Annotated in this window: 22 protein-coding genes; 12 read left to right on the top strand and 10 right to left on the bottom strand. The window is 68.9% G+C overall.

Annotation, left to right across the window (positions count from 1 at the left end):
* The first annotated feature begins 20 nt into the window (after positions 1-20).
* The 3 genes from ABZ195_RS01400 to ABZ195_RS01410 are packed head-to-tail and all read left to right on the top strand — an operon-like array spanning position 21 to position 2,374.
* Entirely contained in the window at positions 21-269 is a 249-nt protein-coding gene (locus ABZ195_RS01400) for a BatC protein (protein ID WP_263995107.1), read from the top strand.
* Between the two features lie 9 nt (positions 270-278).
* On the top strand, positions 279-1,487 hold the full coding sequence (locus ABZ195_RS01405; RefSeq protein WP_355214182.1) for a cupin domain-containing protein: 1,209 nt from the start codon (positions 279-281) through the stop codon (positions 1,485-1,487).
* Positions 1,484-2,374: a sucrase ferredoxin gene (locus ABZ195_RS01410; protein ID WP_355214184.1), complete on the top strand. Its 891-nt coding sequence runs from the start codon at positions 1,484-1,486 to the stop codon at positions 2,372-2,374. The genes ABZ195_RS01405 and ABZ195_RS01410 overlap by 4 nt, the downstream gene beginning before the upstream one ends.
* Here the strand turns inward: ABZ195_RS01410 and ABZ195_RS01415 are convergent.
* The 4 genes from ABZ195_RS01415 to phoU form a co-directional block, all read right to left on the bottom strand.
* Complete coding sequence (locus tag ABZ195_RS01415; protein ID WP_355214186.1) at positions 2,346-2,654, bottom strand: hypothetical protein; 309 nt, start codon at positions 2,652-2,654, stop codon at positions 2,346-2,348. The genes ABZ195_RS01410 and ABZ195_RS01415 overlap by 29 nt on opposite strands.
* Before the next feature lie 17 nt (positions 2,655-2,671).
* A complete protein-coding gene (locus tag ABZ195_RS01420) occupies positions 2,672-3,265 on the bottom strand; it encodes a hypothetical protein (protein ID WP_355214188.1) in 594 nt (197 codons plus the stop codon).
* A 197-nt stretch (positions 3,266-3,462) separates the two neighbouring features.
* Positions 3,463-4,419 carry a D-2-hydroxyacid dehydrogenase family protein gene (locus ABZ195_RS01425; protein ID WP_355214190.1) on the bottom strand — a complete coding sequence of 319 codons (957 nt, stop codon included), beginning with the start codon at positions 4,417-4,419 and terminating at the stop codon, positions 3,463-3,465.
* Positions 4,420-4,431: 12 nt separating this feature from the next.
* On the bottom strand, positions 4,432-5,079 hold the full coding sequence (phoU, locus tag ABZ195_RS01430) for a phosphate signaling complex protein PhoU (RefSeq protein WP_355214192.1): 648 nt from the start codon (positions 5,077-5,079) through the stop codon (positions 4,432-4,434).
* Between the two features lie 135 nt (positions 5,080-5,214).
* On the opposite strand from phoU, the gene ABZ195_RS01435 reads away from it, so the two are divergent.
* The 3 genes from ABZ195_RS01435 to ABZ195_RS01445 all read left to right on the top strand — a co-directional run bounded on the left by ABZ195_RS01435 (position 5,215) and on the right by ABZ195_RS01445 (position 10,347).
* Positions 5,215-6,597, top strand: coding sequence for an MFS transporter (locus ABZ195_RS01435; RefSeq protein WP_355214194.1), 1,383 nt, complete (start codon positions 5,215-5,217; stop codon positions 6,595-6,597).
* Positions 6,598-6,773: 176 nt separating this feature from the next.
* A complete protein-coding gene (locus ABZ195_RS01440; protein WP_355214897.1) occupies positions 6,774-7,910 on the top strand; it encodes a 1,4-beta-xylanase in 1,137 nt (378 codons plus the stop codon).
* Between the two features lie 133 nt (positions 7,911-8,043).
* Entirely contained in the window at positions 8,044-10,347 is a 2,304-nt protein-coding gene (locus tag ABZ195_RS01445) for a hypothetical protein (RefSeq protein ID WP_355214196.1), read from the top strand.
* On the opposite strand, the gene ABZ195_RS01450 is transcribed toward ABZ195_RS01445, so the two are convergent.
* The gene (locus ABZ195_RS01450; RefSeq protein ID WP_355214198.1) at positions 10,340-12,310 is read right to left on the bottom strand and encodes an MFS transporter; all 1,971 of its coding nucleotides are present in this window, start codon (positions 12,308-12,310) and stop codon (positions 10,340-10,342) included. The genes ABZ195_RS01445 and ABZ195_RS01450 overlap by 8 nt on opposite strands.
* A 232-nt stretch (positions 12,311-12,542) precedes the next feature.
* Between ABZ195_RS01450 and ABZ195_RS01455 the strand changes: the two genes are divergently transcribed.
* From ABZ195_RS01455 to ABZ195_RS01465, 3 genes are all read left to right on the top strand, one after another.
* Entirely contained in the window at positions 12,543-13,373 is an 831-nt protein-coding gene (locus ABZ195_RS01455; protein ID WP_355214199.1) for an LLM class F420-dependent oxidoreductase, read from the top strand.
* Positions 13,374-13,507: 134 nt separating this feature from the next.
* Complete coding sequence (fdhA, locus tag ABZ195_RS01460) at positions 13,508-14,725, top strand: formaldehyde dehydrogenase, glutathione-independent (protein ID WP_355214201.1); 1,218 nt, start codon at positions 13,508-13,510, stop codon at positions 14,723-14,725.
* A gap of 28 nt (positions 14,726-14,753) precedes the next feature.
* Entirely contained in the window at positions 14,754-15,470 is a 717-nt protein-coding gene (locus tag ABZ195_RS01465; RefSeq protein ID WP_355214203.1) for a CoA pyrophosphatase, read from the top strand.
* A 6-nt stretch (positions 15,471-15,476) separates the two neighbouring features.
* Here ABZ195_RS01465 and ABZ195_RS01470 read toward each other — a convergent pair whose 3' ends face one another.
* Positions 15,477-16,649 carry a DUF6596 domain-containing protein gene (locus ABZ195_RS01470; protein ID WP_355214205.1) on the bottom strand — a complete coding sequence of 391 codons (1,173 nt, stop codon included), beginning with the start codon at positions 16,647-16,649 and terminating at the stop codon, positions 15,477-15,479.
* Positions 16,646-17,059: a YciI family protein gene (locus ABZ195_RS01475; protein WP_355214207.1), complete on the bottom strand. Its 414-nt coding sequence runs from the start codon at positions 17,057-17,059 to the stop codon at positions 16,646-16,648. Before ABZ195_RS01475 ends, ABZ195_RS01470 begins: the two co-directional genes overlap by 4 nt.
* 218 nt (positions 17,060-17,277) lie before the next feature.
* Between ABZ195_RS01475 and ABZ195_RS01480 the strand changes: the two genes are divergently transcribed.
* On the top strand, positions 17,278-18,636 hold the full coding sequence (locus tag ABZ195_RS01480; protein WP_355214209.1) for a trypsin-like peptidase domain-containing protein: 1,359 nt from the start codon (positions 17,278-17,280) through the stop codon (positions 18,634-18,636).
* A gap of 68 nt (positions 18,637-18,704) precedes the next feature.
* Positions 18,705-19,349 (top strand): TetR/AcrR family transcriptional regulator, encoded by a 645-nt coding sequence (locus ABZ195_RS01485; protein WP_355214211.1) that lies wholly within the window; start codon positions 18,705-18,707, stop codon positions 19,347-19,349.
* An 88-nt stretch (positions 19,350-19,437) separates the two neighbouring features.
* Here ABZ195_RS01485 and ABZ195_RS01490 read toward each other — a convergent pair whose 3' ends face one another.
* Positions 19,438-19,689 carry a hypothetical protein gene (locus ABZ195_RS01490; RefSeq protein ID WP_355214213.1) on the bottom strand — a complete coding sequence of 84 codons (252 nt, stop codon included), beginning with the start codon at positions 19,687-19,689 and terminating at the stop codon, positions 19,438-19,440.
* Positions 19,690-19,724: 35 nt separating this feature from the next.
* Entirely contained in the window at positions 19,725-19,970 is a 246-nt protein-coding gene (locus ABZ195_RS01495; RefSeq protein ID WP_355214215.1) for a hypothetical protein, read from the bottom strand.
* A 349-nt stretch (positions 19,971-20,319) separates the two neighbouring features.
* On the opposite strand from ABZ195_RS01495, the gene ABZ195_RS01500 reads away from it, so the two are divergent.
* On the top strand, positions 20,320-21,177 hold the full coding sequence (locus ABZ195_RS01500) for a cutinase family protein (RefSeq protein ID WP_355214217.1): 858 nt from the start codon (positions 20,320-20,322) through the stop codon (positions 21,175-21,177).
* Here the strand turns inward: ABZ195_RS01500 and ABZ195_RS01505 are convergent.
* Entirely contained in the window at positions 21,170-22,846 is a 1,677-nt protein-coding gene (locus ABZ195_RS01505; protein ID WP_355214219.1) for an alpha-amylase family protein, read from the bottom strand. The two genes, ABZ195_RS01500 and ABZ195_RS01505, sit on opposite strands and share 8 nt — an antisense overlap.
* Between the last annotated feature and the right edge of the window lie 117 nt (positions 22,847-22,963).

Consider the following 22,963-nt stretch of genomic DNA (forward strand, 5'->3'; position numbering starts at 1 on the left):
TCGATGAAGGAGATGGATCCATGGCGATCAACGACGACGACATCACGACCAGCGGTGCGGGCGGCGAAGGCCCGGCCGACGGTGGTTCCAACCCCGGTGGTCACGACGGCGGTGCCGACGGCAGCGCCGGTGGCGAGGGTCCGGCCGACGGTGGTTCCAACCCCGGTGGCCATGACGGCGGTGCCGACGGCAGCGCCGGTGGCGAGGGTCCGGCCGATGGTGGCTCCAACCCCGACGGACACGACGGCGGCGCGGACGGCACCGCCTGATCCAGCGGCATGCTGAACCGCTGCATCGGCACCGACCCCCAGACGTTCGCGCGCGAACACTGGGGGCGGTTGCCGTCGTTGACCCGTGCGGCGGACTTGCCGCGTGACTTCACAGACCTGCTCTCGGTCGACCACGTCGACGAGTTGCTGGCCGAGCGTGGTGTGCGTGCCCCATTCATCCGGGTGGCCAAGGAGGGCGAGGTGCTCGCCCGCGAGTGCTATCTCGGGCCGGCGGGGTTCGGCGCCGAGATGCCCGACCAGGTCGACTCGGCGAAGGTGCTCAACCAATTCTCCTCCGGCTCGACGATAGTGCTGCAAGGTCTACACCGGCTGTGGCCACCGATGATCGACTTCGTTCGCAGCATGGTGTCCGACCTCGGACATCCCGTCCAGGCCAACGCCTACGTGACCCCACCCCAGAACCGCGGCTTCGACGCCCACTACGACGTCCACGACGTGTTCGTGTTGCAGACCGCGGGCACCAAGCACTGGACCGTGCACGAGCCGGTCCATCCCGACCCCCTGACCTCGCAGCCGTGGACCGATCACCGCGACGCGATAGCCGAGCGCGTCCGCGACGCACCGGTCGTCGACGCGGTGCTCGGACCGGGTGACGCGCTGTATCTGCCGCGCGGCTGGATTCACTCGGCCCAGGCGCTCGGCGAGACGTCGGTGCACCTGACGATCGGCGTCTCGGCCGTCACCGCCGTCGACGTGGTGCGGGCCGTCGTCGACCAATTGGCCGCAGTGCCGGAGTTCCGGCGATCCCTGCCCATGGGAGTCGACCTGACCGACCAGAGCGAGATGACGGCGACCGCCACGAAGATCGTCGCGGAACTGACCGACAGACTGCGCGATCACGCCGCCGACCTCGGCGAGCAGGCCGCAACCACCATGAGGTGGCGCTTCGCCGAGCGCACCCGGCCCGTCGCAGTCCGACCACTGGCCTCCCTGGTGGCCGCCGAGCAGGCCGCGACCGTCGCGGTCCGGTGGCGCCCCGGTCTCGTCGCGACCGTCGATCGGTGTGGCGGCCGGGTGCACGTGAAGCTGACGGACCGCACCATCAGCCTCCCGGATTCCTGTGCCGACGCGATCGCTGCGCTGCAGTTTGGCGGTGACGTCCACGCCGGGTCCCTGCCCGGGCTGGACGCGGCCGACGGGGAGGTCGTGATTCGCCGGTTGCTGCGCGAGGCGGTCGTCATACCGGTCCCCGGATGACGTTGTCCGGCGGTTGGCGGCCCTGCAGCGACGTGTCTCGGGAACGCGACGACGCCATGTACGGCACGGCATCGGCGGGCACGTCATGGCTGATGCTCGAATTGTGCGGCGGGTGGGGGCCTTCGGCGTTCATGGACTCGCCGTCGGTGATCGACCCGGTGTTGGGCCGGGCCGTCGTCCGCCGGGCCGAGGCGGCCGGGATGCGGATCGCGGCGATCCGGCGGCCGGGCCGGCGGGTGGCACCGCGGCGTTGGCGGTGGTTCGTCGCGCAGTCCCACCTCGGCGCGGAGACCCTGCACCACGGGGAGGTCTCGGGTCCCGACGACTATCTGAACCTGCCGCTCGACGGCTCCGGGGGCCAGTCGACTAGGGCGCCGCTGGTCGCGGTCTGCGCGCACGGCCGCCACGACCAGTGCTGTGCCGTGCGGGGCCGCGGCGCCGTCGCGGCCATCGCGGCGGCCCATCCCGACATCACCTGGGAGTGCTCGCATCTGGGCGGCGACCGGTTCGCCGCGACGATGCTGATCCTGCCCGAGGGCCTGTGCTACGGGCGGGTCGAGACCACCGACGCCGCGAGCCTGGTGAGCTTGTACGCCGACGGCCGGGTGAACAACGCCCTTCTGCGGGGACGGACCTCGCTGCCGCACGTGGTGCAGGCGGCCCAGTACTTCGCGCGCGAGGCATTGGGCGAGGACCGGCTGCGGGCACTGGCGCCGGTGCGCCTCGAGCCGGGCGAGGGAACGACGCGCGTGACCCTGGCCGCCGAGACGGGCACCGTCGACGTCGTGATCGGAGAACGGCTCTCCGAGCCGCTGCTGTCCCAGTGCAGCGCAACGATTCCCGGGCGGGTGCGCACCTTCACGCTGGTGTCGTTGACGCGGGCGTAGCGACGGTTGCCTCCCAGCGGGTCCGCCGTTGGTCGTCGCTCTGCTCCCACCACGGGGGCGTGCCGCGTTCGCCGAGGGCGACCTTGGCGGCTTGAACGCCGGCGCGGGCGGCGCGCTCTTCGTCGGTTCCCTTGGTGCGACGCACTTCTCGGCGCCAGGACATCAGAATGCGGGTGAGTTCGGCCCGGCGGTGCTCGGGTATCGCGGGGTCGGTGGCCCGCCAGCGCCGGCCGTCGATCACGAAGTAGTGGCCGTCCTCGGTCCTCGCCGGTTCGCCCACCCGGCCGAGTCTAGGGCTCAGCCCCTGCGGTTGGCCCAGCCGTCGTCGCCGTACGCGAACAGCTGCAGTGCCCGATCCCAAGACCGCGCCCGCACCCGGTCCAGCGCCTTGCGGACGCCAAACCCGACGAGCCCGCAGAACACCACGGCCAGCATCCAGACCGACCAGCCGGCGCTGGTCGCGTTGACCGACGCATCGGCCGGCCGCAGGGGTGCGGTGACGACCTTGCCCGCATCGTCGAGCCAGACGGTGATCGTGGCGCCCGCGGCGACGGCTCCCGGGCTGGCGATGCGTTCGGTGCGCTCCTGGGCGCCCTCGGTCCACTTCGCCTCGACGTAGAGGGGCGTGCCGAAGTCGGTGGGAGCGGCGGTGCCGCCGATCACCTTGGCCTCTACGGAGTGGCGGTGCTGCGACTCCTCGCGCACGAAGCTCATCGTCGAGTCATAGGCCAGGTTGGCGACGTGAGTCGCGACGGGGATGGCGAGCAGCGTCATCAGGAACAGCACCAGGAAGGTCAGTGCCTCGAGACGATCGGTGGGGCGAGTCAGCGGATTGCGCTGCAATGCCCGGACGTTCCAGCGAAGGCTCTGAGCAAACGAGTGAGCGCTCATCGGCGCCAGCCAGTACGAAGTCCGGGGGTTCTCGTCAACACCTCATCAATGGTGACATCGACACCACGAGACGCCAAGTCTTCCGGGCTCAGGGCGATGAGTATCACAGCAGGTGAGTGGCCGGGACCACCGTGCCCGGCTCGGAAGGGCGAATGTGACGGGGCCCACCGAGGCGACCGGCCGCACAGGGCAGCAAACTAGATCGGGCTCAGTACCCGAATGGGAGCGCCCGCGTCGAAGGCCAGGATGTCCTCCACGGCGTGACGGTAGAACACGCGGTAGGCGTCGGTGGTGACGTAGCCGATGTGCGGTAGCAGCAGCGTGTTGGGCAGCGATCGCAGGGGATCGTCGACCGGCAGGGGCTCGGTGTCGTAGACGTCCAGTCCCGCCCCCGCGATGCGGTTCTCGCGCAGGACCGCCACCAGGGCGGACTGGTCCACGACGGGTCCGCGGGAGGTGTTCACCAGGTACGCCGTGCGCTTCATCATCGCGATGTCGTCGGCACCCACCATGCCGCGGGTGCCGTCGGCCAGCGGCACGTGCACGGTGATTACGTCGGACTCGCCGAAGAGTTCGGCCTTGGGGACCGCGCGGACGCCGTGTTCGGCGGCACGGTCGGCAGTCAGGTGCGGCGACCAGGCGATCACCGACATGCCGAAGGCCTGCGCCAAGGTCGCCACCGGCGTCCCGAGGCGGCCCAGCCCGACCACGCCGAGCGTCGAGCCGAACAGACCCGGGCCGATGGTGTGCTGCCAGCCACCCGCGCGGACGGCGGCGTCCTCCTGGGCGAAGTTGCGGGTCAGCGCGATGATCATGCCGATCACGAGTTCGGGCATCGCATTGCCCGAACCCCCGGTGCCGCAGACGGTGACGCCGGCGGATGCGGCGGCGGCCAGGTCGATCGACGCGTTGACCGGACCGGTGGTGATCAGCAGGCGCAGCGCGGGAAGGGCCTCGAGCAGGGCAGCCGGAAACGGGGTCCGCTCCCGCATGGCCACGACCACCTCGCTGTGGCGCAGCCGCGCCACGAGTGCCGTGTGGTCGGCGATGTGCTCACCGATCACGTCGACTGTGTAGTCCCGGCTCACCGCCGACCAGTCGGCGCTGGTGAGCGCCACGCCCTGGTAGTCGTCCAGGATCGTCACGGTGGGCATGGGATTCCTCCTTCAAAGCTCGCGCACCTCTCCGGTGACCTGGAAGACGATGCGGCGGCCGATCTGTGCGGCGTGGTCGGCGAAGCGCTCGTAGAAGCGTCCCAGCAAGGTGACGTCGACGGCGGCTGCAACACCGTGCTTCCAGTTCTCGTCCATCATCATCGTGAACAGGTGCCGGTGCAGCTGGTCCATGGCGTCGTCGTCGCGACCGATCTGAGCCGCCTGCTCGGGATCGCGCGACAGCACGACGTCCTTGGCGTTGTTGCCGAGATCGACTGCGATGCGGCCCATTTCGGCGAAGTATCCGTTGACCTCCTCGGGCACCGCGTAGTCCGGATGACGACGGCGGGCGATCTTGGCCACGTGCAGCGCCAGGCCGCCCATCCGTTCGGCGTCGGCCACGTTCTGCATCGAGCTGACCACCACGCGCAGGTCGCCGGCCACGGGAGCCTGCAGTGCCAGCAGTAGCAGCGCGGCCTCCTCGGCCTGGGACTGCACGAGGGTCAGATGGTCGTGATCGGTGATGACGGTCTCGGCGAGCGGCAGGTCGGCTTGCAACAGGGCCTGGGTGGCGCGTTCCATGGCCAGCCCGGCGAGGCCGCACATCCGACTCAACGTCTGGATCAGCGAGTCGAGTTCGCCGTGGAAGTCGTTCCGCATGGAAGATGTACTACCCGGCGTGACGCCGGCTCACCCCGGTGGGGCACACCCTGACCGCACGCATCGTGACCGCGAACGCCGAGAGGGGCCGTCAACATGCGTGCGCTCGGCGGGGCGGGCCGTTATCGTCGCCGGATGAGCGAACCGGCCAGCGCACCGAGCACGCCGTCCAGCCCCGGTGGTCCGACCCTCGCGCCGACGAGCACCCGACGGGCGGTGCTCAACACCATGAAGGGGTCGGCGGGAAATCTCGTCGAGTGGTACGACGTCTACGTCTACACGGTGTTCGCCACGTACTTCGAGGCGCAGTTCTTCGACAAGAGCGACAAGAACTCGACGCTCTACATCTACGGCATCTTCGCGGTCACCTTCGTCATGCGGCCGGTGGGGTCGTGGTTCTTCGGCAGATACGCCGACCGGCGTGGGCGCAAGTCGGCGCTGATGCTCAGCATCACGGTGATGTCGGCGTGCGCCTTCGTGGTGGCCGTCATGCCGACGCGCGAGATCATCGGCTACTGGGCGGCGGTGATCCTGATCCTCGCAAGGCTGGTGCAGGGATTCGCCACCGGTGGGGAGTACGGCACCTCGGCGACGTACATGTCCGAGGCCGCGACCCCGCACCGGCGCGGCTTCCTGTCGTCGTTCCAATACGTCACCCTCATCGGCGGCCACGTGCTCGCCCAGTTCACGCTTCTGATCCTGCTCAGCGTCTTCGACGTGGAGATGGTGACGGCGTGGGGCTGGCGGGTCGGCTTCTTCATCGGCGGCATCGCCGCCCTGGTGGTGCTGTGGATGCGACGCTCGATGGACGAGTCGCTCAGCGAGTCCTACCTCGAGTCCGTCCGCTCCGGAGCGGACAAGGCCGCGGGATCGTTGAAGGCGTTGTTCACCACGCACTGGCGACCGCTGCTGTTGGTCTTCCTCATCACCGCGGGTGGCACGGTGGCCTTCTACACCTACACGATCAACGCGCCGGCGATCGTGAAGTCGACGTTCGGCTCCGACCAGGCGCTGACGGCGACGTGGATCAACCTCGCCAGCCTGATCCTGCTGATGCTCGTGCAACCGCTGGGCGGTCTGCTCAGCGACCGGATCGGCCGCAAGGTGTTGCTGGTGTTCTTCGGCGTCGGCGGGGTGCTCTACACCTACGTGCTGTTGACCTACCTCCCGCAGACCACGTCGCCGATGATCGCCTTCGCGCTGACGGTGGTGGGCTACGTGATCCTGACCGGATACACCTCGGTGAACGCCATCGTGAAGGCCGAACTGTTCCCCGCCGAGGTGCGCGCGCTCGGCGTCGGACTTGGTTACGCGCTGGCCAACTCCGTGTTCGGTGGCACGGCGCCGCTGTTGTTCCAGGCGGCGAAGTCCTCCGACCGCGTCGTCTCCTTCATCGTCTACGTCACCGTGGTGATCGGCGTCAGCCTGGTGGTCTACGTCTTCGGGCTGAAGAACAAGGGCTTGACGGTGCTCGACCGCGAGCAGGGCAGCGCCTGGGCGGTTCCCACCCGCCGCTGAGCGGCGCGGATGCCGCAGCCGTGCGCTTCACGTACCGTGGTGCGTGACGGCGGGTGTGCGATCCGGCCGTCGCTTCCAAAGGTGTTGTGCGACGGCACCTTTCGTGATTTTGACGCAAGGACTGCAGCTTGGTGGGTGATTCCGTACACGACTCCGGACGGCCCACTCGACGCGTGATTCATCGCCGAACGGCGCTCAAGATTCCGCTGATGCTGGCAGGTGGCGCCGCCCTCACCGCCACCCCGAGGGCGTCCGCGGCGGGCGGGGCACGGTGGCCGGTCGAGCGGGCCCAGGGCTGGTACCGGGCTCATCGCGGACTCGTCGGCGCCAACTACATTCCGGCCAGCGCGGTCAACCAACTCGAGATGTTCCAACCGCAGACCTACGACATCCGGCGCATCGACGCCGAGCTGGCCATGGCGCGGCGGATCGGGTTCAACTCCATCCGGGTGTTCCTGCACGACCTCCTGTGGACCCAGGATCGCCGCGGCTTCATTCGTCGGCTCATGCAGTTCGTGACCATCGCCGCGCGCCACGCCATCAAGCCGCTGTTCGTCTTCTTCGACTCCTGTTGGGATCCGCGGCCCAAGCCGGGTCCGCAGCGGGCGCCGAGGCCCGGTGTGCACAACTCCGGCTGGGTGCAGAGCCCGGGCGCCGATCGCCTCGGAGACCGGCAGTACGTCGGGGTGCTCGAGGAGTACGTCACCGGTGTGATGGCTCAATTCCGCAACGACGACCGCATCCTGGGGTGGGATCTCTGGAACGAGCCCGACAACCCCGCGACCGTCTATCGAGACGTGGAGCGGCCGGACAAGGTCGACCTCGTCGCCGCTTTGCTTCCTCAGGTCTTCCAGTGGGCCCGAAAGGTCGACCCGACTCAGCCGCTGACCAGCGGGGTGTGGCAGGGCGCCTGGGCCGACCCGGGCAGGCGCAGCGCCATCGCGGGCATCCAACTCGACAACTCCGACGTGATCACGTTCCACTCCTATGCCAAGCCGGCGGAGTTCGAGGGCCGCGTGGCCGAACTGGCCCCGCTTCGACGGCCGATAGTGTGCACCGAATACCTGGCCCGGTCGCTGGGTAGCAACGTCGAGGGCATCCTGCCCGTCGCCCAGCGGCTCGACGTCGGCGCGTTCAACTGGGGGTTGGTCGCAGGCAAGACGCAGACCTATTTGCCGTGGGATTCGTGGGACCGCCCCGACCCGGCCCCCAAGGTGTGGTTCAGCGATCTCCTCGGCCCGGACGGTCGGCCCTACCGCGACGACGAGATTCGCGCGATCCGGCGGTTGACACCCCTGTTGCGCGCCAAGTAGTAGTTTGCCGGCGGCAACCTTAGCGAGGTTTGCCGAACTCGGGCAAGAACTTCGCCAGCAACTCTTTTCGCGATGGTCAACACGTGTTACCGTGCTGAGATATTCCTGTGAATCCCGGTGAACGGACTGGTCAATGGCATCTCGGCATCGCAAGAACGCGCGCACCACCGGTCGAATTGCCAGCGCGGGGATCGCCACCGCAACCGTGGCAGCGCTTGCCATGAGTGCGGCACCGCCACCGTTGGCGAACGCCGCGTCCACCGCGGGATCGGCCGGTCTGCCGCCTATGCAGCTCGCTCCTGGCGCGCCGGACCCAGCCTCCATCCCGGATCTGACCTTCGGCTTCGGAGGGCGCACCTACGACTCCTTCCAGGCGCTCGGGGCGGCCTTGGAGACGGCGCTGCTCGACGACGTCAACCTGTCCGGGCTGCTGGCGAACCTGGGCTACGACCCCGAGGCCGCAGTCAACGCGGCGCTGGGCAACGCGCTGACGCAACTGCTGGCGGGCGTAACCGTCGACACCGGCGCGATTCCGGTCCTCGGACCCGTCCTGACCGCGGCCGGCGTGACGAACGTGGGGGCACTGCTGAGCCTGCTCGGCTTCAACCTCGCCAACCCGTTGAACCTGCCGGGTGCAGCCGCGTCCGGCGTCAACCTCATCACCGCGGGGCCGCCGTTCAGCCTGCTCAAGTTCCTGGGCATCGACCTGGGCTGGGTGCCCGGGTTCCCGAACTCGGTGGCCGACGAAGTCAACGGTACCGATTATCTGAACATTGGCGCACTGGGCGTGCTGCAGGAGTTGGACGGCCTCCTCCCGCAGTTCTCACCATTGCGGGCCGTCGTGGCGGGGTTGATCGCGAGCGTCAAGCTGCTGCCCGGCGGCGACGTGAACGTGGTGGACGTTCGCGTGCCGATCGTCCTGGGTTTTGGTCTCGGCGCATTCGCCGCCGGCATGGCCTACCCCCAGGTCGTCGCGGATCTGGCGAACCAGCCCGGCGGCGCGAACGACGTCGGCGTCGACCCCCTGCTCGGCAGCCTCACCATCCTGCCGATGATCCTGCTGCGAAATCCCGGTCGCGCCAACGGCGGCCTCTTCGCCCGCGCCTACCCGCTGGCCGGCTTGTTCGGCATCGACACCGTCACCCCGGACACCTCGGTCAGCAGCAGTTCCGACGGCACGGGGCTGAGCATCCCGATCGGCAACACCGGCATCGTGCTCGGGTCGGCGAACCTCATTCCGATCAAGGTGGACGCGACGGCCGAATACGATCCGCTGTCCGACGTGCCGGCCTGGCCGAACCCGGTGTCGCTCCTCAATTCCGGTGCGGCTCTGCTCTTCCCGACCTATCTGCTGCGTGGCATCACGGCCGCGAGCCTGACCGAACTGCTGACCAACCAGCTCACCCCGCAACTCGCCGCGGCGCTCGCCAGCACCGCGCTCGGCAACCCGCTTGCGCTGAACCTGTACCTCACGGTCCCGGTCAACGATGCGCTGCCGCTGCTGGAACCGGTCCGGCTGCCGATCGACCTGATCAACCTGTTGACCGGCGCCAACCTCAACAACCCGATCGCGACCGCGCTGGAACCCGCGTTGACCACCCTGGTCAACCTGGGCTACACCGACGTCGAACGCACCGTCGTCGACGGTGTGCCGGTCTACGAGCGCACCCTGGACCAGGCCAACGTGATCACGCCCTTCGGCACGCTGCCGTCGGGCGTCGACTGGGGTCAGGTGCCGGGCGACCTGTTCGTCCAGTTGATCGCGGGTGTGCAGAAGGCGATCGCCCAGGGGCTGGTCGGATCACCGGGTGTCAACCCGTTGGCCGTCCTGGCGAATCTGCTTGGCGTCAAGGGTCTTCCGGGAGCGACGAATGCGGTGAGCCCGTTGAGCGGGGTTGCCGACGTGCCCTCGCTCGCCGCCGGTGCCGGCGCCGCCGGAGTTCAGGGCCTGGTCCCGCTGGCCGCCGCGCGGTCACAAGCCCCCGCGCCCATCGAACCGAAACCGTTGGTGCAGAAGAACTCCGGCCCCACGCCGGACGCGATCACCGCGACGGAGCCCCCGACGGTCCAGGCCGATGACGCGAACGGCGGCGTCGAACCCGCCGCCAAAGCCGACACGGGCAAACCCGACACGAGCAAACCAGACACCGTCACGCCCCACACCACGCCCACCGGTGGAACCGCCCAGGTGAGCACGCCGACTGGCGCCGATGCGGCGGCCACGCGGGCTCAGGCCCGCGCCGACGCCACCCTCAAGCGGGCCACCGCCCGTTTGGACGCGATCGCCAAGGACGGCCAGCAGCAGATTCAGAGGGTCGTCGGCGGTGTCACGGGCGGCTCGCAGAGCACCGCGACGCCCAGCGGTGCACCGGACGCATCGCCGACAAAGGTGGGGGAGAAGTCGACCAACGAGTCCGGTGCCGGCGCGGCTAGCTGACGTCCTGGTACTGCGGGACGATCAACACCGGGCGGTCGGTGTGGGCGACGACGGCGGACGCCACGCTTCCCTGCAGGTGGCCCAGTAGCCCACTGCGGCGGTGCGGCCCGAGCACGATGACGCTGGCGTCGTGATCCTCGGCTGCGGCGACGATGCCCTTCCACGTCGGCACCGCCTCCACCGCCACGCTGCGCGCCGTGAAGCCGGCCCGGCGCGCCAGTTCCGCGCCGTGGGCGGCCGTCCGCTGGGCGGCGCTGCGCACCTCGGTCGCCCGGTCGGCGTCGAAGTGCTGCGCATCGGTTGGGCTGAAGCCGACGTCGACCGGTTGCCAGACGCAGACCACCAGCACCTCGCGTCCCGTGCCGAGGCGGGCCGCGGCCTGGGTGATCGCGAAGTCGGCGAGATCGGTGCCGTCGTAGGCGATGAGCACCATGCCCGTCGGTTCGGTGCCCGCGTCCGCCCGAGCGTCGGCCGGGGTCGCGACGACGGCGGTCCGCTCGGGTGCCGCCGACACCCCGGACCGGATCCGGGCCAGCAGCGGGGGCGAATGCCACGCCGGATCGTCGCCGTCGAGGAACTCGTCGAGGTTGGGTTGCTGCGGCCGGGCGCCACTGAGCGCGTAGACCGCCACGCCGAAGACGGCGCCGCCGACCGCGAGGCCGAAGCCGATCCACAGCGCGTAGCTCGTCCCGATTCCAAGGTCGGACGACACCGTCGTCGCGAAGTGAGCCAGGATGGGCGCGACCATGAATGCGGCCACCGCCCGGAACAATTCGATGATCGCGAAGACGCGCTGCAGACTGTTGGACTGCAGCGAGAAGCCCGCGACGAACAGTGCAGGCGCGACGGTGGCGCCCAGCGCCAGCCCCGTCAGACCGGCGGCGAGGAGCACCAGGGGCTGATTGGCGGGCAGGGCGATCTGAAAGACCAGGATGCCCGCCGCGAGCAGCACCATGCCGACCAGCGGTAGGTAGTGCATGGCGCGCCGGGTGATGACGATGCCGAAGACCACGGCCATCACGATCGCGCCGCCCAGTTCGGGCAGGTACAGCAGGCCCACGTGGACGGGGCTGTAGGTCTGCAGCAGCACGTTGGCCGTCAGCGCCGTCGCCGCGACCGAGGCCGCCGCGGCGAAGAGGGCGACTCCCACACCGGCGACGGGGATCGAGCTGGTCAGCATCGTCCGCACGGTGAGAAGCGGACGGCGCGAACGGAATTGGTAGACGACCAGCACCACGATGAGGGCCAGTCCGCCGAACATCGGCACGGTGACCGCGGCGTCGCCGAAACCGTGAGTGGTCAACTGAGAGGCCCCGACGAACGCCGCGGCACACCCGACGGCGGCGAGCCCGATCGCGGGTAGGTCGCGGGGTGCGTCGAGGTCGGCGGGCGGCGCGTCCTCGAACGTCAGGGCGGCCATCACCAGGGCCAGCACCGCGATCCCGGCGATGATCCAGAACAGCGGCCGCCAGGCGTGGGATTCAGCCTGCGCGCCGCCGATGAACGGGCCGAGCGCCACCGCGCCGAACACGCACATGTTCATGATCACCGCGGTGTTGCGCAGCTTGTCCTTCGGGAAGCCGATCGTCAGCGGTGGCGCCGCGGCGATCAGCAGCATGCTGGTGGCCAGCCCTTGGAGTACGTGCCCGCCGATGAACATGCCGGCGTTCACCGCCGACGCGGACACCACCGATCCGACCGCCAGCACCACCGCGTAGGCCAGCAGCATCCGGCGTTGCGGAAGGTGTTGGGCGAACTGCACGGCGAGCACCGTGCCGACGGCATAGGCGGCGTTGCCGAGCCCGGAGCTCAGGCTCATCGTCTGCACGCTCATGTGGAGTTGTTCGGTGATGATCGGCACCAGGGGGTCGATCGCAGCCGACAGCGCCAGGTAGGGGATCAGCGCGAGGATGACCATGGCGGCAACGGCGGGATACCGGCCGGCGAGGGGTCCTTGGCGCATCAGCGAACTCCGCGGTGGTCAGACGAAATGGGGGCAGGCACGTACTTCTCCAAGGTGTCTCCGGCGGGGTTCATTCCCGCGGAACGGCGTGTTCTCGCGAATGGCTGTCGCACCCGAAGCACCGTCGATCCCGGCCCAACCTGATAGTGACCCTATCTAACGTTCGGGCCGGAAGGCCATTCGTCGGTACCCGGACGGAATAGCGCCCCACCCGTGCGGCGTTCCCACACACATGAAATTCGGCATTGCCACGTTCGTCACAGACGACGCCGTCGACCCGGTCTCGCTGGCCACGGCGGTCGAAGACAGGGGCTTCGACGCGCTGGCGGTGGCCGAGCACACCCACATCCCGGCCAGTCGGGAGAGCGCGTATCCCGGTGGCGGAGAGCTGCCGAAGGTCTACTACAAGACGCTGGACCCGTTCGTCACCCTCGCGGCCGCCGCCGCGGTGACCTCGCGGATCGACCTCGTCACCGGTATCGCTCTGCTCATTCAGCGCGATCCGATCACCACCGCCAAGGAGGCCGCGAGCGTCGACCTGATCTCGGGCGGTCGCTTCGTGTTCGGCGTCGGCGCCGGCTGGAACATCGAAGAGCTCCGCGACCACGGCACCGATCCGAAGACGCGCGGCGCGCTGCTGGACGAGCGCATCGAGGCCATCAAGGCGCTGTGGACCAACGAGCCCGCCGAGTACCACGGCAAGTACGTCGACTTCGACGCCTCCTACAGCCGGCCCAAGCCCGTGCGGCAACCACACCCGCCCGTCTTCATCGGGGGCAATTCCGATGCCACGGTCAAGCGGGTGATCCGTCACGACGCGGGCTGGATCTCCAACCCACTGCCCGTCGACGTGCTGTCGTCTCGCGTTCGACAGATGCGCGACGGCTCCGGCCGCGACGTCCCGCTGTCCATGTTCGCGGCGCCGGTGGACGCGGACTACTGGCAGGCCGTCGACGATCTCGGATTCGGGCAGACGAACCTGATGCTGCCGTCGGTGTCCCGCGACGACACACTGCGTCTGCTCGACGACTACGCCGCGAAGGTCGCCGACTACCGCGGCTAGTCGAAAGGCCAGGTTTGGAACAGGTTTCGGCCAAGGGGCTGCCCGGGGCGAGGATGGGTGCCTAGGCTCGGAGCGAGGACCGCGGGCGCAACGGAGAGCCTGCTGCCAACACCGCGGCTCTGGTTGGGAAAGCCATGAGTGGCAACCGAATTGTCGTGTACAAGGGTCCCGGCGAGGTCGCCGTCGAGACGGTCGACTACCCCAAGCTCGAGGTTCCGGCCGAGGTGGCCAGCGCGATGGGAATGAGCCGAAAGGCCGACCACGCCGTGATCCTCAAGTGCGTGTCGACCAACATCTGCGGCTCGGACCAACACATGGTGCGCGGACGCACCACCGCCCCGGTCGGGCAGACGCTGGGCCACGAGATCACCGGTGAGGTCGTCGAAAAGGGTTCCGACGTACAGTTTCTCGAGGTTGGCGACATCTGTACGGTGCCGTTCAACATCGCCTGCGGGCGGTGCCGCAACTGCCGTGAGGGCCAGACCGGCGTGTGTCTCAACGTCAACCCGGCGCGCGCGGGGTCGGCCTACGGCTACGTCGACATGGGCGGCTGGCTGGGCGGCCAAGCCGACTACGTGATGGTGCCGTTCGCCGACTTCAACCTGCTGAAGTTCCCCGACCGCGACGCGGCGCTGGCAAAGATCCGCGATCTGACCATGCTGTCGGACATCTTCCCGACCGGTTACCACGGCGCGAAGACGGCGGGCGTCACCACCGGTTCCACGGTCTACGTCGCCGGTGCCGGACCGGTGGGGTTGGCCGCCGCGTACTCGGCCCAACTGCTGGGGGCCGCGGTGGTGATCGTCGGCGATCTGAACGCCGACCGCCTCAGGCAGGCCGAATCCTTCGGCTGCGTAGCGGTCGACGTCAGCGCCGACACATCCCTGGAGGACCAAATCGCCGAGGTCCTGGGCACCAATGAAGTCGACTGCGCCGTGGATGCGGTCGGGTTCGAGGCCAGCGGGCACGGTCAGGGGGCCGGTGAGCAGCCGGCGGCGGTTCTGAACTCGATCATGGGGTTGACGCGTGCCGGCGGAGCGCTCGGCATCCCCGGGCTTTACGTCACCGGGGATCCCGGCGCCTCCGACGACGACGCCAAGGAGGGCACGCTGAAGGTCCGGCTCGGTCTCGGATGGGCCAAGAGCCACAGCTTCGCCACCGGTCAGTGCCCGGTGCTGAAGTACAACCGCGGACTGATGATGAGCATCCTGCACGACAAGGCGCACATCGCCGACGCGGTGAACGCCACCGTGATCCCCCTCGACGACGCACCGCGCGGCTATGCCGAATTCGACTCCGGCGTCGCGCAGAAGTTCGTGCTCGACCCGCATGGGATGGTGCCCGCGGCCTGATCTCGCGGGCAGCACCTATGGTCGAGCGGTGACGATCATCTATGACGAGGCGCTGCGGATGCGGGTTCGGGGCAACCTGGCCGGGCACCGCCGCCGCGAGGTGGTCGACCCGTCGAAGCGGCACGCGGCCGTGGCGGTGGTGCTCGTCGACTCCGAGCTTGGCGAGGACAGGGTCGACCCGGCACCGGTCGACGACTGGATCGACGGCCGGCCGATGGGTGCCGGTCTCGACGGGCGCATGGTCGACGTGTCCGGTGGGGCCGCGTTCCTGTTGTGCCGCAGAGCATCTCGGCTACGCGCCCACTCCGCGCAATGGGCGCTGCCGGGCGGCCGCGTCGACCAGGGCGAAACCGTGGTCGACGCCGCCCTGCGGGAACTCGACGAGGAGGTCGGGGTCAGGTTGCCGGTGGCGTCGGTGCTGGGTCTGCTCGACGACTACCCGACCCGCTCGGGGTACGTGATCACCCCGGTGGTCGTCTGGGGTGGGGGGCGGGGAGACCTGCGTCCCTCGCCGGACGAGGTCGTCGCCGTCTACCGGGTGGGGCTACATCAACTCCAGCGGCCAGACTCCCCACGCTTCGTCGAAATTCCGGAGAGCAAGCGGCCGGTGGTACAAGTACCGCTGGGCAACGACCTCATCCACGCTCCGACCGGGGCGGTGCTGCTGCAGTTCCGCTGGCTGTGCCTCGAGGGCCGCGACGACCCGGTCGACCAGTTCGAACAACCGGTGTTCGCCTGGAAGTAGACGCTGCTACGGGGTTCCCGGTCGTTGGTTGAGCCGCGCGGCCTGGCGGGTCAGGTGGTCGCGCTCGGCGAGATTTGGCGCGCGTGCCGCCGCCACGACGTACAGCCGTGCCGCCGTCGTGAGGTCGCCGTCTCTTTCGTGCAGGTAGGCGGCCACGGCGGTGTGGCGTGGCACCGTCTCGTCGACGTCGGCGAGCGCGGCTAGCCCGGCTCGAGCGCCGTCGGCGTGCCCGACGGCGACGGCTCGGTTGAGTCGGACCACCGGGCTGTCGGTCAGGGCCAGTAGTTCGTCGTACCAGTCGAGGATCTGAACCCAGTCGGTGTCCTCGACGGTGCGGGCGTCGGCGTGCAGCGCCGCGATCGCGGCCTGCGCCTGGTAGGGCCCGAGGCAGTCGCGCGCCAACGCGGTCTGCAGCAGGTCGACGCCCTCGGCGATCAGGTCCGTCCGCCATCGGCTGCGGTCCTGGGCGGCCAGCGGGATCAGGCTGCCGTCGGCGCCGATGCGGGCCTCGCGGCGGGCATGGTGCAAGAGCATCAACGCGAGCAGACCGCTCACTTCCGGATCGTCGACGAGCTGGCTCAACTGTCTGGTGAGCCGGATGGCCTCGGCGGCGAGGTCGACGTCACCGCCGTGGCCTTCGTTGAAGACGAGGTAGAGCACCAGCAGGACCTGGGCGGGATCGGCGACCGACACCGGGAACGTGCCCGCCCCCAGTGCGGCGACGGTGCGCTTGGCCCGGCTGATCCGCTGGGCCATCGTCGATTCCGGCACCAGGTAGGCGGCGGCGATCTGACGGGTGGTCAGACCGCCGACCGCACGAAGAGTCAGTGCGACCGCCGAACTCGACGACAACGACGGGTGCGAACACAGGAAGTACAGGTACAGGGTGTCGTCGGCATCCTCCGTGGGCCCCGGCTCCGGCTCGGCGAACAGGCGCTCCTCTCGGGCCCGGCGGGCGGCGTCGGAGCGCACGACGTCGAGGAACTTCCGCCACGACACGGTGACCAGCCACGCCTTGGGATCAGCCGGCGGATCGGACGGCCAACTGGCCAGCGCCGCGACGAGTGCGTCGGCAACGGCGTCCTCGGCCGTCGCGAAGTCGGCTCCGCGCCGGACGAGGACCGCCAGCACTGCGGGCACCAGCTCCCGCAGCGCGGCTGCGTCGAACCCGGGGATCACTCGGTGATCGTGGGCGGTGAGGAGAGGAACGGCCGAAGCTCGAGCCATTCGTGAATCGGTTCGCCGTGTCGGCCGGGAGCCGCCGACAATTCCCCGGCAAGCTCGACGGCCCGCTCGTAGTCGTCGACGTCGACCACCATCCAGCCGGCGATCAGATCCTTGGTCTCGGGGAACGGGCCGTCGGTGACGGGTGGCCGTCCCGGGCCGTCGTAGCGGACGAAGGTGCCCTCGGGGGACAGGGCTTGCGCGTCGATGAACTCACCGGTCTCCCGAAGCTTGTCCTGGAAGTCGTACATGTACCTGACGTGGGCGTCGACCTCGTCGGGCGTCCACTCGTTCATCGGCGCGAACGGTCGGTCCCCGGGGACGCTCGAACTGCGGTAGTGCTTGAGCATCAGGTACTTGGCCATCGTGGTCTCCTTCGGGTCTGGTGCGGCCCATTCTGGCCGCCCTCACCCCTGGGACGGAGCCACACCGGGATTCTCGACATGGTGGTGTCTGGGACGTCCGGTCGTGACGGATCGATGAAAAGTCTTGGACTGCGCCGATCCAGCTCTAAGTCCCATCTCAGCCAGCACGGGCACCGTGAGGTCAACGTCAACTGCCCGAAACGATAAGGCCCCCATACATGACCAATTACCCGCAGTACCCGATGCAACCGACCGGACGCCGGCCCGGTGCCAATCACCATGCGGCACGGACGCATTCGACTCATCCGCCGCAGGGCGGGTACCAAACGCCCTACGACTGGAGGTATGCCAGCGACCCGTCGGCGGCCGCCGTCACGGCGCCGATGGCCCCAATCCGGTCGCACCGCAAGCGCTCCCGCGTCGGGGCGATGGTCACCGGTGTGGCGGCCGTCGCCGTGGTGTCCGCCGGTGTCGGCGCGGTGGCGGTGACCAGCCAGCACGACGATTCCGCCGAGAACGGCCTCGCGACCGCGCTGGCCACCGCGCCGAAGCAGGCGCCGGCGGCCCAACCGACGGCCGACGTGCCGACCGGCTCGGTCGAGTCGGTGGCGGCGAGGGTGCTGCCCAGCGTCGTGCAACTGCAGATCGACATGGGTGGTCAAAGTGAGGAGGGCTCCGGCGTCGTCCTGGATCCCAACGGGCTCATCCTGACCAACAATCACGTGGTCGCGGCCCTGGCGGGCGCGTCCGGCGGTCCCGACGCCCAGGTCACCCCGAGCGGCCAGGAGTCCCCGACGCCGCAGGCCATGAAGGCCACCGTCACCCTGTCCGACGGTCGTACCGCACCGTTCAGCGTCGTCGGCGCGGACCCGTCCAGCGACATCGCGGTCGTCCGCGCTCAGGGCCTTTCGGGTCTCACCCCGATCACCCTCGGTTCGTCGAATGACCTGAAGGTCGGCCAGAACGTGGTCGCGGTGGGCTCGCCGCTGGGTCTCTCGGGCACCGTGACCACCGGCATCATCAGCGCGCTGGACCGGCCCGTCTCCACGGCGGGCGAGGGTCAGGATCATCAGACCACCGTGCTCGACGCCATCCAGACCGATGCGGCCATCAACCCCGGTAACTCGGGTGGCGCACTCGTGAACATGAAGGGCGAACTGATCGGGGTGAATTCGGCGATTGCCTCGCTCGGCGGCGGTCAGGGTTCCTCAGGCGGGCAGAGCGGTTCGATCGGCCTCGGCTTCGCGATCCCGGTCGACCAGGCCAAGCGCATCGCTTCCGAGCTCGCCTCCACCGGCACCGCCACCCACGCGTCGCTCGGCGTCCAGCTGAGCAACGATCCGAACGCCTCCGGCGCCGCGATCTCCCAGGTGGTCGAGGGCGGGCCCGCGGCGACCGCGGGTGTGCCCGACGGCGTGGTGGTGACCAAGGTCGACGGCCGTGTGGTCGACGGAGCGGAGGCGTTGGTGGCCGCCGTGCGGTCCAAGGCGCCCGGTGATCAGGTGACGCTGACGTACCAGGATCCGTCCGGTTCCAGCGACACCAAACAGGTCACTCTCGGAACCGCCCAGCAGTAGTCGAGACCAAGCCGGACCAGATGGCGGAGTTGGACTTCAGAGTCCAAACAAGGGGCTACAGTTGGACGATGCCGCCATCATCGAACGACGTGACGCGGCCCCGGCTCACCTCGCGAGGCGCCGCCACCCGCAACCGCATCGTGCAGGCAGCAGCAGAGCTGATGCACGTGCGCGGGGTGGCGGCCACGACGATCGACGAGGTGCTGGCCTCCAGCGCGACGAGCAAGTCGCAGTTCTACCAACACTTCGACGACAAGACCGATCTGGTGTACGACGTGATCAGCGTCCGCGCGGACGAGATCCTGTCCTGGCAACGGCTGCGGTTGGAGAAGGTCGACTCCTTTCGCGGACTGAATCATTGGCGCGACGCGATGGTTCAGCGCTGTGCGCTGCGGCGGGGCCTGTGGGGTTGCGAGCTTGGCTCGCTGGCCGCCGAACTGTCCGACGGCGACGACAAGGCGCGCGAATCCCTGGCGGCACACTTCGCGCAGTGGCGGGAGCTGCTGGCAGCGGCGCTCGAGCGGATGCGCGACACCGGTGCGCTGCGATCCGACGTCGACGCCCCGATGCTCGCGACGGGTCTGCTCGCTGCGGTCGAGGGCGGGTATCTGCTGTCGCAGACCGCACACGATCCCCGGCTCATGCAGACCGCGTTGGACTCGGCGATCGCTTACGTCAGGACCTTCGAGCCGGAGGACGCCCGGCAGGACTGAGGATTCGGACCATCAGGTCCATCACGAACGAGGCGGGCCAGTCGTCGACTGGCCCGCCTCGTTCGTCCTGATGAAGGGACTCGGTGAATTACCCGGTGTGGTTGGTGCCGGGGACTCCGGTCGGAGCCGGGGGCGCCTTGACCGGCGGGCTGAAGGAGTTGCCGCCGCTGGGGCTGATGCTCTTCTCGGTCGGCGTGGCCGACGGCGCGGTGGTCGAGGTCTCCGTGGTGCTCGACGGGGCGGGCTTCTCGCTGCCACCGCAGGCGGTCAACGCTCCCATGGAGACGAACGCCGCGATGCCGAGGCCAGCCGCGACGCGACGGGTGGTGAGACTGGACACGAGTTGGTCCTCTCCGTTTTCTGGGGATCGACGAATCAGTTGTGGGTGCCGGGGATGGCCGTGGGGGCCGGCGGCGCCTTGACGGGCGGGGTGAAGAGATTGCCACCGGTGGGGTTGATGCTCTTCTCGGTCGGCGTGGCCGACGGCGCGGTGGTCGACGTCTCCGTGGTGCTCGACGGGGCGGGCTTCTCGCTGCCACCGCAGGCGGTCAACGCTCCCATGGAGATGAAGGCAGCAACGCCGAGGCCCGCGGCCACGCGACGGGTGAGACGACTATTCATGCTCGAATCCTATCTTTGCTACCTAGAAAGCGCTGGTGATACGTGAACTGAACTCTATCGTCCAGAACGGTGTCGCGTCAAGGTGATGTGAGGGTGGGTCCTGCGCTCACAGAGTATGTGAAACGCTCTGTTCACGGGCATCCCGCGACGGCGGCGCACGGACGAGGCCGTCCACCGGCAACAGGACGAGTCGGTCCAGACGTCGACCGCTGCACGCCGTCGTCGCCGAGGGCGTCCAGTCGACTGTCGAGTCGGCCTCTGTAACGCCAGAGCGCCGGGGGAGCGATCAATCGACTGACACGGCAGCGGGTCGACACCCGTCGCCGCCAGGGTCGAAGGGGTTCACGTCATGTTTCGTCGTTTCGGATTGACCGTTCTGGTCGCAGGCACGGCGCTGGCCGGGGTCGCCACGGGTACGGCAGGCGCCGCACCCGGATGCGGTGACTTCCACTGGCTCGGCGCGGCCGGATCGGGTCAGCGCGACGGCGCGGCACTCACCGCCAACGGCGGGATGGGCCCCGTGGTGTACCAGTCGTTCCAGCAGCTGCAGTCCGAGCTGGCCGCCAACGGTCAGACGATCACCGCCGAGGCCGTGCAGTATCCAGCGGCACCCGTCCCGCTCGACGGCGGCATCGGCGGCTGGATGGGATTCATGGACAGCGTCAAGGCGGGCACCGACGCCGCCGCCAAGCAGTTCGAGGCGTTCACCGAGCGCTGCCCCACCACGAAGGTCGTGCTGGCCGGCTACTCGCAGGGCGCGATGGTGATCCACCGCAACCTTCATGACTTGGCGCAGGACCCGCACGTAGCGGCGGCGCTGCTCATCGCCGACGGCGACCGGCTGCCCACCGACACCACCGTCAACCTCGGTTCGACGGCCTATCAAGCGGCCGGTGTCCCCAGCGTGGGCAAGGGCGTCGCGCAGGAGCATTCGTTCCTGGCGTCGGCTCCCACCTCGGAACTGCCGCCGGAGATGGGCGCCCGCACCGTCAGCGTCTGCGACGTCGGCGACCCGGTGTGCGACGCCGATCCCGATGCCGACACCGACACCTTCTCGCCGGCAGCGCTGGCGATCCACACCTCGTACGCGCCGACGACCAGCGGGCCGCACGCCTGGGGCGCTCCGCTCTACCGACTGGTGGCCAACGCCAGCCTCGGCGCCGACGAGGAAGCGTCGACGACGGGACTGGCCGCGCCGATCAGATGATCGGGTCGTCGCCCGGCCGGAGCAGCCGTAGCCATCGATAGCCGTATGGCTCGATGCCGAACTCCGCGCGCCCCGAGGCATCCAGGGGATGTTCGGTGAGCCCGTCGAGCAGGTTCACCAGAATCGATCCGGCCGGTGCGTCGGTCAGTTCGATGGGAACCATTGCGCCGTCGGCTCCGAAGTTGTGTAGCGCCAGCATCTGCCAGCCCGACTCCTCCTCGTGACACACGTGGGCCAATACCGATCGGTGGGGTTGCTTGAGCACCTCGACGGTCGACCGGCCGATCTGCGGCTGTTGGCGGTAGGTGTAGATCAGGTCGCGGATGAACCACCAGAACGACCGATGATCGCGGCGTTGGGCCGCGACGTTGACCCGCTCGGGGCCGAACAACCCGTCGGGTAGCGGTCTGGTGAGGCGCCGTTTCGGCGCTGACGAGAAGCCGCCGTTGGCGCCGCCCGTCCACTGCATCGGGCTGCGGACCGCCAAACGTCCTGGGATGTCCAGGTTTTCCCCCATGCCGATCTCCTCGCCGTAGAACAGCACGGGACTGCCCGGCGTGGAGAAGGCCAGTGAGTACACCAATCGCATCCAGCGCTCGTCACCGCCGACCATCGTCGGCAATCGTCGCCTGAGCCCGCGGCCGTAGAGCTGCATGTCGGGATCCGGGCCGAAGGCGGCGAAGACCTCTTGGCGTTCGGACTCGCTGAGCTTGTCGAGGGTCAGCTCGTCGTGGTTGCGCACGAAGTTGGCCCACTGGCTGGTCACGTCGAGGTCGGGGCGCTGGCGCATCGCCTTGGCCAGCGGGCGTGCGTCGCCCCGGGCGAGGGACAGGTAGACGTTCTGCATGCCGATGAAGTCGAACTGCATGTTGAGCCCGTCGCCGTCGGGGCCGCCGAAGAACTTCTTCTGCTCTCCGTAGGGCACGTTGACCTCGCCGAGGAGCACGGCGTCACCGAGGCGTCGGGTGACGAAGTTGCGGACGTCGCCGAGGTACTCGAACGGATCGAAGGCACCCGGCTCACCGGGTACGGAGTCCCTGGCGAACAGGAACGGCACCGCGTCGATCCGGAAACCGGCCACGCCCAACTCGAGCCAGAACCCTAGTGTCTTCGAAATCTCCTCCTGCACTGTGGGATTGGCGATGTTGAGGTCGGGCTGGTGCTTGTAGAAGTGGTGTAGGTACCACTGGTCGGTCTTGGGGTCGAGCTCCCAGATGCTGTTCTCCTGGTCGGGGAACACCACGTCCTTGGGGTCGGACTTCGGTTCGGTGGCGCTCCAGACGTAGTAGTCGCGGAAGGGGTCGTCGACGCTGCGGCGGGCGGACTTGAACCACGGGTGCGCGTTCGAGGTGTGGTTCATCACGAAGTCGACGATCACCCGGATCCCGGCTGCCCGCGCCGTGCGCACCAGTTCGACGAAGTCGCCGAGGTTGCCCAGCCGCGGGTCGACACCGAAGAAGTCGGTGATGTCATACCCGTCGTCCCTCTGTGCCGTCGGGTAGAACGGCATCAACCACAGGCAGGTGACGCCGAGGTCGGCGAGGTAGTCGACGCGGTCGGCCATCCCGCGGATGTCACCGACGCCGTCGCCGTCGGAGTCGTAGAAGGTCTCGACGTCGGCGCAGTAGTACACCGCGCTCTTCCACCAGAGGTCACCGCCGCCGCTCACGAGGTCCGCATTCCGGTGGACGCTGGGCAGTGGTGGACGTCGGTGACGGTCATGACGGGGCGCATACCCGTTCCGTCGACGCCTTACGGGTGCGTAAGATCTGGCGATTCGGTGCGA

It is taken from the genome of Mycobacterium sp. NPDC006124, from assembly GCF_040614235.1.
Lineage (GTDB): Bacteria > Actinomycetota > Actinomycetes > Mycobacteriales > Mycobacteriaceae > Mycobacterium.